Here is a 12,194-nt window from a genome sequence, read left to right on the forward strand (position 1 = left end):
TTAGAATAATGGTAGAAATGGTAAGCCGTCCCTACGAGCGGGCGTTTGAGAAACATGCCTTGGCCAACCCTGATGTCTTGTGCATATCGGCGGATCTGACCTCGTCCTGCGAGATCGATAAATTCCGTGACAACCACCCTGACCAATTTTTGTCCATGGGCATGGCAGAGCAAAACATGATGAGCTTTTGCGGCGGACTTGGGCTTGCGGGATATCGTCCTTTTATTCACACATTTGGCGTTTTCACCTACCGCCGCCCCTACGATCAATTGATGGCGTCCATCGCCTATCCGCGCCGCAAAGTGCGGATCATGGGTTTCCTTCCCGGCATCACGACGCCCGGCGGGATGACACACCAAGCGATTGAAGACATCAGCGTCATGCGCTCGATGCCGAACATGACCATCCTAGAAGCGGGCGATGCGACCGAGGTCGAAAGCATCTGTGAAGCCGCCGACAGCATCGACGGACCAGTCTATTGCCGCGTTCTGCGCGGGTCGGTGCCGCGCCTGTTTGACACACCTATTGTGGTCGGTCAGATGCGTGAAATCAGCCTTGGAAATGATATCCTTGTCGTCACAGCGGGCATCACCACCGAAGAAGCCCTTCGCGCTACCAAAGCACTCGAAGCGTCCGGCGTTTCCGTACGCCACCTGCACCTGAACACGATCAAACCGTTCGACGACAAGGCTCTCCTCGACCATATCATGTCCGTCAAAGGCGGCGTGATTACCTTGGAAAACCACCTGACCGAAGGCGGCATCGGGTCCCTCGTGGCCGAAATAATGGCGGACAACGGCGTCGGTAAAAAACTTCGCCGCTTGGGCTTAAAAGACACCTATGCCCACGGCGGTAGCCGTGCTTATCTGATGCGTTACTACGGGTTGGACGCGCTGGCATTAACCCAAGGCGTCGAAGACCTGCTGGGCCAAAAACTGAACATCACTGAACAAGATCTGACCGAAGCACGGGTCGATGCGGTGCATTCATTGGTCAAGGCAGAAGGTCTGTGATGGACCGCTTTGTCGTGACCTACCGTATTGTGGCCGACCACGGCGATGATGCGGTAGCGCGCGCCGAGGCGATTGCGCTCGAAGACACCGTCGAAATTCCACGCAATGTGGTCCCGAAAGGCTATGTAGAAGATACCATCCTTGGCAAAGTGATCGACGTCAGCGCCCAAGGCGGCAACGTCTGGACCGCGCAAATTGGCTACCATGTAGATTGCGTGGGCCACGACTTGCCGCAACTGTTGAACGTGGTGCTGGGCAATGCCTCTATTTTGCGCGGCGTGAAAGCCATAGATCTAGCCGCCAACGCGGCACTCACGGCGCGCTTCCCCGGCGCACGGTTCGGCGCGACTGGCGTTCGCAAATTAACGGGACGCACCGCGGGTGGTTTCGTGTGCCCTGTGATCAAACCGCAAGGTAGCTCAATTGAGACGCTAGCAGAGCTCTGCTATCAAACAGCCCTCGCTGGGGCCGACATCGTAAAAGAGGACCACGGCCTTGCAAATCAGGACGCCGCTCCGTTCAAAGATCGTGTCGCAGCTTGTGCCGATGCGGTGGCCCGCGCCAACCAAGAACGCAGTGATAAAGGTGACAGCAGCCAAGCGCTATATTTTCCAAACATCAGCGGACCTGCCGATAAAATCCGCGAAAATGCCTATTATGCCAAAGCGTGCGGCGCGCATGGGATCCTGCTAATTCCCGGCCTCTATGGGTTCGACACAATCAACCAGTTGGCGCAAGACGCTGACTTTAATCTGCCAATCATGGCCCACCCCAGCCATCTGGGCCCCTATGTTCTGTCGCCGGATCATGGCTACGGGCACGGAATGCTCTTTGGGCAATTGATGCGTCTGGCTGGGGCGGACATCTCTGTATTTCCAAACCATGGCGGTCGTTTCGGGTTCACAAAGGATGAGTGCAACGAGATTGTTGCCCATTGCCGCTACAAAAACGGCATGGGATCAGCGATCCTGCCAAGCCCGGGCGGCGGTATGTCGGTCGACCGTCTCGGCGACATGATGGCGCAATATGGCGAAGATTGCGTATACCTTCTGGGTGGAAGCCTACTGCGTGACGGCGATAGAATTGGCGATACAATCAAAGCTATGCGCGAAGCATTATCTGCATAAAAACGTTACAGTTTCGAACGATATAGAGCGTTGCGCCAAACAACAGCGATTGGCACGGACAAAGCGCCGATCTATTGGAGCGTTGCTCGAGGGATAAACTACCAATAAAGTCCGTATTTTGATACATCGCTCATATCGAAACAAATCGCGTCGAGAAAGATCACGCAGCCCTAAAACGTTTGCTCGGTTAACAACAAAGTTTCCTATCGTAGAAGTGCGCAACAATCCCACAACTTCTGTGTCATTATTTAGACTTTATAGTTGCAGGCAGTGCGGCGTTTGGTTTTGTGCAAGGCGCCCGCCTTACGTTTTCATTTAAGGCGGGCGATTGTGGGTTAGAAGCTGATCTTACCTTGTCGGCCCATATCGGGTTTTTCATCGGTGAGATTTGCTTTTGCAATCTCATAAAAGAATTTTGCGCCGCTGGTTGATGTGATTGATGCGTCAGCGCTCACTGGTGTGAAGCAAAGCAAGCGGACATCGGGGTCGTTTTTGCCGTCTTCGAACCATGCATCAGCGACAAAACTCCAAACTTCTTCCAGTTCGTCTCGGTCAGTCGACTGCACCAAGCGCCCCAAAACGTCAGCATAGAGCCCCTGTTTGTCATCGGATACGACCATGCGCGCGTCTATCGGGCCAGTCGCAACAGCATTTGCAAGGTCGGTTCCTTTTGCGGTGATGAACCAGACTTTGCCAGGCTTATCGTCGTCAACCTGCGGGGACATAGCGACCAGCGGTCCGTCAGTCGTGCCAAGCATACACGAGCGTACATCTTCGAAGCGGTCCCAGAATTCTTTGCGTAGATTTTCCATGTCATATTCCCATCGGTTTGATTTCTCTCCAAAAACCCTTTGCGGTGAAAATAGTTCCAACGCATCACAGTTATGGGTTAACCAAGCGAGCCTTTGAAATAGAATTGTAGCCCTTCAGGCGGGAATGTGATTTCTGACGTGCCGCCAAACTCCATTGCGAGCATATCTTCAAGCATGGTCGAGCCGAAGCCCCGTTTTACGGGTGGAGTGACTGTCGGGCCGCCAGTTTCGACCCACGATATCGACAGGTCCTTGTTGTCCGCACCACCAAGATCCCAGCGCACCACGACCTTGCCCTGCCCGTCCGAAAGTGCGCCGTATTTTAGCGCATTGGTCATCAGTTCGTGTAGCGCCATCGAGACACCTTTGAACTGGCTGGACGATAGCAGCAGCTTGGGCCCGTGATATTCAAAGCGGCTTTGGCCGGTCACCTGTGCGGCGAGCGGCGCCATAAGGTGTGATATGTCAACGTCTTGCCAATAGTTAGCGGTCAGAATACTGTGGGATGCCGCGACGCTTTGCAGGCGGTCCATCAGTTTTTCACGGTCGGCGTGAAGGGCGGGATCACGCAGAGATTGCCGCACCAGCGCAGAGACAATGGCAAAGGTGTTTTTCACGCGATGGTTCAATTCCTGCACCATGGCGGTGAGCCGTTTGTCGTTCTGGATGCGTCCGGTAATATCGCGCAAGATGATCGAATAGTCGGACTGCGCAAACGGATCGTGGGTATTGGCAATCTCGGCAACAGATATGTTTAGAAACACCCCCTGCACGTTTGCGGTCTCGAAATGGTAATCACCGTCTTGCGCGACACGGTCTTTTGCCGCGGCAAACCAGCCGCTGTTAATGCTCGCGAGGTCGAGGGTTTCCTCGATATGGGTGCCTTCCGCTGGTGGGGTCGGGCCGCTGAAAAGCTGCTCGGCCGTAGGGTTCCAGCGCTTGAGTTTCCCGTCGCTGTCGATCCGCACGATGCCGATGGTCGCACTTTTAACAATAGCGGCGAGCTCCTCGGATTCCGAACGCGCGCTGCGCAGGGTTTTTTCGAATTGTTGCCGCTCTGTGGCATCAAAGAACACAAAATCGATCCGCTCCACGGTGCCATTTGCTGTTTCGCGCAGCTTGGCCGTCATCATGACCGGACGGTTCCCGTCGCCGGTGTGCCGCGCGAGCTGACAGGAAATCTCGCTAACGAATTTTTGGATGTGTAGCATTGGCGCAATCTGTGCATCATAATACATGCTGCTGGGTTTGTTGAAAACATCCTGGATGACCAGACCAACTGGCAGACGTCCGTCGTCGTATCCTAGCCAGCGCGCAAGTGTCTCATTGCCATAAACTACTTCGCCCCCTGCGTTCGTGCTAAGAATTCCGCAGGGCGCGTCTTTTATAAGTTCCTGGCTGAATGTGGCTATGGGCATCGGGTCACGCCAGCTGCGTCAGAAATGCGCGGATCTGTGCCGTTGTCGCGGCTGGTTCCGACAGGTGCGGACAATGCCCTGTTGCGTCAATGATATTCAACGCGGCGTCTGGCATATTGTCTGCAAGCCATTGACCAACGGCGACCGGTGCAAGACTGTCGTTAGAACATTGAACAATCGTTGTTTTCGTAGCGACCATTTTCATGTCGTTGCGGTGGTCGGACAAAAATGTGACGCGGCCAAAGTGTTTGGCGATGTCGGGCGAGGTCCGACAAAAACTAACTGTGAGCTCGTTTGCGATACTGGTGTTGCTGCCGATCAGCGGGGCAACTTGGCTGGTCCAGCCGTGAAAATTCTGGTCCATAAGATCCACTAACCCGTCGAGCGTTTCGCGGTCAAATCCCCCTGTGTAGTTACCATCGTTCATAAAAAACGGCGACGGTGAAATCAGTGCGAGGCCGGAAATCCGTTCGGGACAGATCAACGACGCAAGACTGGCAATCGTTGCGCCGACCGAGTGGCCGATCAGCACACAGTTCGTTACGTCAAGCGCCTGCAGGATTTCGGCCAAATCTTCCGCGTGACGGTTCAGGCGGCGATAAGTCGCAAAATCATACGCGTTTACGTCGGATTTCCCCATACCGGTAAGGTCGTAATGCACAATCTGATGGTCGTCTTGGAATTGCGGTGCCACAAAGCGCCACATATTCTGATCGCAGCCATATCCATGAACAAACACCAGAGGACGCGCGCCCTGCCCGTCGGCTGTGAGCCCGACAGTTTTAACATTGTTTCGCTGTAGGATATCCATCGTCGTTGTCATCTTGAACGCCCTAATTGAATTCTCACAACTTACCAGTGTCTTGCAATTTGGCGCAAGTCTGAACACGGCACAACCCTCAGCCGAATATGGAACTATTTTGGCTATGCACCGTTGGTAGCGAACGACTTGATCCGCATAACAAAGGAATTAACCCCATGAACAACAAGAAATTTTCGTTTGATGACGCGTTGCTTGACCCCAGCAAATATTACGGTACCCCTAAAGATGCAGCAAGGGACGCGCAATTTTCGGTGACGCAGCGACGCGAGATTTTGCAGGCGTGGCAAGAGGATGAAGAGGCGCTGATCCGGGCTTCGGATGAAGGGTTGGACGGCGGCGAGCGGCCACACCTGCGGCAGGTGATCGAAGAGTTAAATACCCTATCCTGATACGTCAAAGATTTGAGCAAGGGCGTCTTGCAGTAACGCGGTGTAGACCGGTTTCTTAATCAGCGCATCGTGCGGTTGAATATAAGAGATCTGGGCGCGGTCGTAGGCGGTGATGAACACCAGAGGCACATTTCTTGCACGCAGAATTTCTGCAACAGATTGCAATGTTGTGCCTCTGCCGAGGTTGACGTCGAGCAACGCTACGTCGATTTCGGCAATTTTAGCTTTTGCTTTGGCGTCTTCCAGACGCAGGCTGGGACCTAGCACAACATAGCCTAAATCGCGCAGGGTTTGTGCCATTTCGATCGCCACAAGGACTTCATCCTCTACGAGGAAAACCCTTCGCGGTGTGGCGCTTTCATCCGTCACGCGCGATCCAGTTGCAGCACAAAGTCCCAAGTGTAGCCCGCAGGATTATACGCCATCGTGACCTCGCCGCCGGTTTCCATTGTAAGGGCGGTGTCGATGATAAACGAGCCGAAACCCGGTTCGCTCGGCATTGCCACTTTGGGACCGTCATATTCGGTCCAATTGATTGCAAGGCGTACCTGTCCATCCTGTGGCGTTAAGGTCCATGACACAACAATGCGGCCGTTGCTGTTAGAAAGCGCGCCGTATTTCACCGCATTTGTTGATAACTCGTAAAGCGCCATCGACAGCGCCAATGCTTCGCGCGAAGGCAGATTTACTGCGGGGCCATCAAAGATGATCCGCTCTGCGCCGATATTACCTGCGACATCTTGAATAATCTGACCCAGGTCGGCCTGTTCCCACTGCGAACCGACCAATTTGGCATGGGCTTTGGCGTAGGCGTCAAGGCGCGCCTCGATAGTCTCACGCACTGATTTGGGCAGGCCTTCTTTGCGCATGGACATGCTGACGATGGATTTCACCACACTAAAGGCGTTTTTGACGCGGTGGTTCAGCTCGCCGATCAGGATTTTTTGTTGTTCTGCAAGCTGGTGTTCGCGATCAACATCGATCAATGCAACAACTGCGCCGATCCGTTCGCCTTGATTTCCTATCACAGGTTGCCCGATGATCCGCAGCCAAAATTTGCTGGCATCGCCACGTTGATAATTGACGTCGATTTCGGCGTAATCGTGGTTTTCACTAACGACTTTGGCCAGCGGATATTCATGGCTTTCAACGCGGCGGCCGTCGGCGTGAAACGAAATCCAATCGCCGTAGGCTGCGGGGTTTTCAGAATTCATCACCTGATGGCGCAGCATCTTTTCGACATTAGAATTACCCAGAACGATCTGGCCTTTCTCATCGGCAAGCACAACACCAACTGGAATAATTTCCAACATTGCTTCAAGTAAATTAAGCCTATTAGACGCCCGCTCGGCGCGGTCTGCGTCTTTTTGTTTTTCGGCCAAGGTCTCGGATAACTGGTCTTGCAGTCGCGTAATTTCCAGACGCAGTTCTGCATTCATCTGTTCAGGCATTTCCACTTTCCACAATTGTGTGACGATGTCACTGACCTATGCGGTATTGTTCGAAAAGTGATGGGAAAAGCAAGGCTTAACGCGGGGTGAGACGTAGAAAAGCCGCCCCGCGATGGGACGGCTTTTGATGTTTCAGGTGAAAATCGCGATCAGGATGATGATCCAGATAGGAATTCCTAGTAGCCATAGTGCAATCGATCTCATGGGGTATCCTTTCTATTCTATGTCCAGCGACCAAAACGGCCAAATGCACGGCCTTCGTCACGGTGTTGACCACCAACCCCAGCGGCCCAATATGCGCCCGCACCGGCAATCAGTAAGGATGCGGCAAGTGCAAAGGCAGAAAGAATTGCAGCTTTACGAGCGGTGTCTGCCGCTGCTTTGATCTCGGCCTCGTTCGCGGCGACTGCATTTGCAGCGTCCTGAACTGCTCCGTCGGCTGCGACGGCAGCTTGGGTTGTACCATCGGCTGCAATTGCAACTGTTGACGACAAATCAGCAGTTGCATTCACCACTGTGTCGGCCCCCGAAGTAAGCAAAACAGCGCCGATCAATACCGCAACAGCCCAGACGGTCAGTCCGTGGATACCATCACGGACATGCACTTCATCCTCTGTCGCCTGATCGATGCGCCGACGCATACGACCGGTGATATAGCCACCTGTCATGAAGCTGGAAATCGTAGTCCAGAGCATCCAAAGCCCGACAGCCAGCGCCGCTGCAAACGCCGAGCCCTCGCCATCGTAAGGCGACGCAAAAGACAGCCCGATTGCCGCACCAAATGTGGAGAAGACAAATGCGATGCTGGTGGCAACGGCAGCACCCGCAAGAATGGCCGCCCAATCGACATAGCTGCCCTCAGGGGCATACGCCGGAACTGCGTTTTGTGTTAACGTTTCTGTTCGATCTATCATTTCAACGTCCTTTCAAATTATGTGTAAAGCTTTTTAGCCAAGGCCGAGGAAAGACAGGATTGCCAAGACAACGACAACCAAACCAACGAGGTATATTATTCCGTGCATTTCAAATCTCCGTTTCGTTTTATAATTAGCGCGCCGTTTGCTGGCGCACTTTCTTATGAAAACAACCTGTTAGACGGAAGAAAGTTCCTGTGATCACCAACAATTTATAAAGATTTACTACGTTTAATTGAGCCTGAACGCAGACTGGCAGCCCGCGAGGGCTGCCAGTTGTTGTAGTCTAAAAGCGGTCGAATTACTCTTGGTATTCTGGCTGAGCTTCGAGGGCTTCTTTCGAGCTGTCGATGTAAACGCGGACATCATCACCAGCGTCAGACCGCACGATTTGTAGCTCGTTCATTGCAACCGACACCGGACGTTCGCCCATTCCAAGGAAACCACCAACGTCGATGACTGCGCGGTCCAACTGACCATCGTCTGAAAGCAAGAGCAGACCAATTTCGCCCACATCTTCATCGGCTGCGCCGTAAACGCGCGCCCCAGTCAGCATTTCTGTTGTCAGATCAGCAGTTTCGACTGTTGTGTAGCCGTCACGCTCAATCGGCGCGCCCATGGTGTCAGTGGCCTCGGTTGTAGCCATTCCCGTATCAGCAACAGCTTCATTGTCCACGTCGGCCGCAACAACATCGTTGTTCATTGCGGGTTCAGTGTCCATCGCTGAACGTTCGTAGGCTGTCGCTTCGGTAAGGCCTGCTGCATTGGCGTTGATTACAACAAAGTAGTCGTCAGCATTTTCACCGTCAGAGATAAAGCGAAGATCGCCCATGTTCACGGAGACATCTTTCTCACCGAGACCAAGGAAACCGCCCACGCCGACGATCACAGATTGGGCCTGGCCGTCGCGTGTCAGGATGATTTCATTGATTTCACCAATGTCGTCCCACTCGGTTGCATCTGCGGCTGTCATCGACATTGTAGGATCGATGTCGACTTCGGTTGCATAGAGGCGGGCGCCCAACAAATCAGATGCGTTCAGGTTGATTGACATGTCAAACGGCGCGTCCGAGAACGTCGTGTTGTTTGTTTGCGCCATTGCGGACGTGCCAAGAACGATTGCGATTGCTGTAGTTGTTAGAAAGCGTTTCATGTTGTTCTCCTAAGTATCATTTATTGATGTAGTAAGAACGCCGTCATACAAAAATAGTTCCAGCTAAGTGTAAGAAATATTTGAGTTTAAATTGGAAATGAAACAGAAAATCCGCGAGCTGAGGGGACAGCCTCACCTCGCGGTTACTGGTTAACTATTTGGGCGCATGACTATGAAGTAGCTGTCATTTGCCTCGTGAGATTAACCGGACATAAATGAAATCGTTCCGATGTTTTCATAAAAAAATGCTCCGGTCACAAGGACCGGAGCGAGGGTTAGGGAAGGGTCGTTCAGTGGTAGGATTGCAGTGTCGTGCCGGTGTCTGACATGCGGCAGGCCTGATGGCCCAAGGATTTGCGCACGGCTGACATCTCCATATCGAGCGGTCCGGCAACGGTGCAGGGATAACGATACATCCGGCCGTCGCGTTCGATGTCGACGCGCGCTTCAAAAGCACCGGACTGAGCGTTGTAGCGAATATCATTGATCTTCATTTTGTTCACCATGATCTGTTGTGTCTCTTGCAAGATGAACCGACACCGCCGCAAAAGGTTCCCGCCCTTGCACGCTTTGATAAAATGGCAGGCGCTATGTCATAGATTGCACCAAACACAGACCCCTGATGTTACGTGGTAAGACTGCAAGGGGTGCATTATGCCAAAAACAATACAGAATTATTTAATTGTCGGATTAAAGGGCCTGGTGTTGGTTGATGTTATTGGCATCATCGAGGACGCATTCCCGGGGTTAGGCGCGATTACTGTGCAAACGGCGCAAGAAGCTGCGGAGCTGGTGACGACATTAAAATCCGTGCGGTTCGCTTTTTTAAATGTTGATCCTGACGATTTCATCCAGACTGAACTCGCGGGCATATTGTCGGATCTTGGCACGCGAATTGTCCTGATGGGTAAAGCCGCAGAGGAAAAAGCGGGCGCCTTGCCCTATGATGTGCTGGATCGTCCCTTTGCTGGGCCTGACGTCATTCGCATTTTGAAAAAAGAACGCTAGAATAAATCAAATGTGCGCTGACAACGGCTGTGTGACAGTCCACAATGGCGCAGCAGTTGAGTTAAGGAAGCGTGATGATAAGTTCCGGTGCGGCAGTTTCATTTTGGCGGCGACATTTTGATAGTCTAGGCGTGCGATTTGTAGCCCTGCTAGCGATTGCATTACTGCCGCTACTGATCGTATCAATTGTCCGCTCGCAAAGCGTGTTGAGCGAAGCAGTTGCGCGATCGCAGGCCGCACTTGTCGGCGAAGCCCTGCGCGTTGTGCGCGACGAGGTGACGATGATCGAGGGCGCGATGGCGGTCTCACGCTCTTTAAGCCAGACGATTATCCCCTTGCTCGATGACCTCGATACCTGCAATCAGGTCATGAAGGCGCAATTGACTGATACGCCTTATTCATTCGCCGGATTTTACGACATCAAGGGGTTTTCTGCTTGTTCTAGTGCAGACGGTCCCGTTGATTTTGAGATGGCACCCGAGTTCACCGAACTGCTTGTTAATCCGCGACCTGTATTATTGGTCAGCGACGCTGCGCCTATTTCGGAATCGTCGGTGATTTATGCATCGTTTCCTGTCTATGCTGCGCCGGGTGAATTGATCGGCTTTACCTCGATTTCTTTGCCGCATGACAGGTTGTACCGCGGAGACGAAGCCGCATCGCAAGCTATTGTAATGACAGTTGGCGCGTCTGGTCAGATTTTGACCGCGCCGGAATCCTTAGAGAACGCCGAGCGATTTTTACCTGCACTTGTGAAAGGCGAGGACCTGATGTCATCGCCCACCAGTTTTCTGGATACCGGTCTCGACGGGGTAAGACGGATTTATGCCTTTGTGCCGATTGTCGAGAACGAGCTTTATGCGCTGGCGACATGGCCCGAGGGCAATGATATCAACGGTGCGTTCTATCTAAAAAACCCGTCGATATTTCCCATTCTGATGTGGTTTGCCAGTTTGATTGTGGCGTGGTTTGCGACGTCATTGTTTGTATCAAAACATGTGATCAGATTGCGCAAGTCCATGCTGACGTTTGCCGATACCCGCCGTGTGCCAAACGAAGCTGTGTTCTGGGACGCGCCGATTGAACTGCGCGATGTATCCGATTCATTTATCGGGATGACCGACCAAATTTTGCATGACGAAGCGCGCATCGAAGAAACACTTCGCCAAAAGGATATTTTGCTACGCGAGGTGCATCACCGTGTGAAAAACAACCTGCAATTGATTGCGTCGATCATGAGCATGCAAATGCGCAAGTCTCGTTCTGCCGAGGTGAAGGGCCTGCTAAAAAGCTTACATGACCGCGTGAATAGCTTGGCCACGATCCACCGCAATCTGTATCAAACATCGGGTCAGGCTGATGTGACGATGCAGGAACATCTGGACGAAATCGTGCGGCAGGTGACCCGTATGGGTGCGCGGGCTGATCGCGAAATTTCCTTGTCGACCGATTTTGCCGAATTGACGTTAAACACTGATCAAGCCGTGCCCTTGTCGTTGTTTGTAACAGAGGCGATCACCAACGCGCTGAAATACATCGGCGCGTCTGCCGGCGAGAAAAACTGGTTGCGGGTGCGTTTGCTGCGGCCGGAACCGGGTGTGGCGGTTGTCGAGATCGAAAATAGCCTGCCTGTGCGGGTGCTTGCGCCGGATAGCGCAACCTCTTCGGGGTTGGGATCAGAATTGATGGACGCATTTTCGATGCAGCTGGAGGGCGAAATGACGCGCACCCAAACTGATAGCACCTTCAAAATTGTGCTGCGGTTCCCCATTGATCCGCTGACAGTGAAATCAGGCGGTGAGACGTGACAGATGCCATTCGTCAGGATCTGTCTTGCAGATCCTGCGCGTTCAGCTTTGCGATCAGTGCAATTAATTCGGGCGGCAAATCTTTTGCGGCTTGCTCGTCAAACGCGCGCTGCAAGTTGGATTTGATCAATGCTGCATTCCGCGTTTCATTTTGCTGGTCCTGATCCATGTTCGTATCACTTCCATTGTTTGTTATGTCATATCAATGGTAATTTAGTTTAACATCAGCTGAACGGAACGAAAAATATCTCGTTTTGTTAAAGAAAACCTTAAAAGGG

14 protein-coding genes are annotated in these 12,194 nt (G+C 52.7%); 5 read left to right on the forward strand and 9 right to left on the reverse strand.

Going from position 1 to position 12,194, the window contains the following annotated elements; translation table 11 throughout:
* Positions 1-8 precede the first annotated feature (8 nt).
* Both ACXLHR_RS17800 and ACXLHR_RS17805 read left to right on the forward strand, forming a co-directional pair.
* Complete coding sequence (locus tag ACXLHR_RS17800) at positions 9-1,013, forward strand: transketolase family protein (protein ID WP_458792808.1); 1,005 nt, start codon at positions 9-11, stop codon at positions 1,011-1,013.
* Positions 1,013-2,140, forward strand: a complete 1,128-nt coding sequence (locus ACXLHR_RS17805; RefSeq protein ID WP_458792809.1) for a RuBisCO large subunit C-terminal-like domain-containing protein — start codon at positions 1,013-1,015, stop codon at positions 2,138-2,140. Before ACXLHR_RS17800 ends, ACXLHR_RS17805 begins: the two co-directional genes overlap by 1 nt.
* A gap of 335 nt (positions 2,141-2,475) precedes the next feature.
* Here ACXLHR_RS17805 and ACXLHR_RS17810 read toward each other — a convergent pair whose 3' ends face one another.
* From ACXLHR_RS17810 to ACXLHR_RS17820, 3 genes are all read right to left on the reverse strand, one after another.
* Positions 2,476-2,952 carry a pyridoxamine 5'-phosphate oxidase family protein gene (locus ACXLHR_RS17810; protein ID WP_458792810.1) on the reverse strand — a complete coding sequence of 159 codons (477 nt, stop codon included), beginning with the start codon at positions 2,950-2,952 and terminating at the stop codon, positions 2,476-2,478.
* 77 nt (positions 2,953-3,029) lie between these two features.
* Positions 3,030-4,370: a sensor histidine kinase gene (locus ACXLHR_RS17815; RefSeq protein ID WP_458792811.1), complete on the reverse strand. Its 1,341-nt coding sequence runs from the start codon at positions 4,368-4,370 to the stop codon at positions 3,030-3,032.
* Between the two features lie 4 nt (positions 4,371-4,374).
* A complete protein-coding gene (locus ACXLHR_RS17820; protein WP_458792812.1) occupies positions 4,375-5,193 on the reverse strand; it encodes an alpha/beta fold hydrolase in 819 nt (272 codons plus the stop codon).
* Between the two features lie 155 nt (positions 5,194-5,348).
* On the opposite strand from ACXLHR_RS17820, the gene ACXLHR_RS17825 reads away from it, so the two are divergent.
* Complete coding sequence (locus ACXLHR_RS17825) at positions 5,349-5,582, forward strand: hypothetical protein (RefSeq protein ID WP_458792813.1); 234 nt, start codon at positions 5,349-5,351, stop codon at positions 5,580-5,582.
* Here ACXLHR_RS17825 and ACXLHR_RS17830 read toward each other — a convergent pair.
* From ACXLHR_RS17830 to ACXLHR_RS17850, 5 genes are all read right to left on the reverse strand, one after another.
* Positions 5,574-5,951 carry a response regulator gene (locus ACXLHR_RS17830; RefSeq protein ID WP_458792814.1) on the reverse strand — a complete coding sequence of 126 codons (378 nt, stop codon included), beginning with the start codon at positions 5,949-5,951 and terminating at the stop codon, positions 5,574-5,576. The genes ACXLHR_RS17825 and ACXLHR_RS17830 overlap by 9 nt on opposite strands.
* Complete coding sequence (locus tag ACXLHR_RS17835; protein WP_458792815.1) at positions 5,948-7,033, reverse strand: HWE histidine kinase domain-containing protein; 1,086 nt, start codon at positions 7,031-7,033, stop codon at positions 5,948-5,950. Before ACXLHR_RS17835 ends, ACXLHR_RS17830 begins: the two co-directional genes overlap by 4 nt.
* 221 nt (positions 7,034-7,254) lie before the next feature.
* Positions 7,255-7,947, reverse strand: a complete 693-nt coding sequence (locus ACXLHR_RS17840) for a hypothetical protein (protein WP_458792816.1) — start codon at positions 7,945-7,947, stop codon at positions 7,255-7,257.
* A 301-nt stretch (positions 7,948-8,248) separates the two neighbouring features.
* Positions 8,249-9,100, reverse strand: a complete 852-nt coding sequence (locus ACXLHR_RS17845; RefSeq protein WP_458792817.1) for a PRC-barrel domain-containing protein — start codon at positions 9,098-9,100, stop codon at positions 8,249-8,251.
* A 290-nt stretch (positions 9,101-9,390) separates the two neighbouring features.
* Complete coding sequence (locus ACXLHR_RS17850; protein ID WP_458792818.1) at positions 9,391-9,594, reverse strand: orotidine 5'-phosphate decarboxylase; 204 nt, start codon at positions 9,592-9,594, stop codon at positions 9,391-9,393.
* Between the two features lie 160 nt (positions 9,595-9,754).
* On the opposite strand from ACXLHR_RS17850, the gene ACXLHR_RS17855 reads away from it, so the two are divergent.
* A complete protein-coding gene (locus ACXLHR_RS17855; RefSeq protein WP_458792819.1) occupies positions 9,755-10,108 on the forward strand; it encodes a hypothetical protein in 354 nt (117 codons plus the stop codon).
* Positions 10,109-10,239: 131 nt separating this feature from the next.
* Complete coding sequence (locus tag ACXLHR_RS17860) at positions 10,240-11,916, forward strand: sensor histidine kinase (protein ID WP_458792820.1); 1,677 nt, start codon at positions 10,240-10,242, stop codon at positions 11,914-11,916.
* 13 nt (positions 11,917-11,929) lie between these two features.
* Here the strand turns inward: ACXLHR_RS17860 and ACXLHR_RS17865 are convergent, their stop codons facing one another.
* Complete coding sequence (locus tag ACXLHR_RS17865; protein WP_458792821.1) at positions 11,930-12,085, reverse strand: hypothetical protein; 156 nt, start codon at positions 12,083-12,085, stop codon at positions 11,930-11,932.
* Between the last annotated feature and the right edge of the window lie 109 nt (positions 12,086-12,194).

This window comes from Yoonia sp. MH D7 (assembly GCF_054439475.1).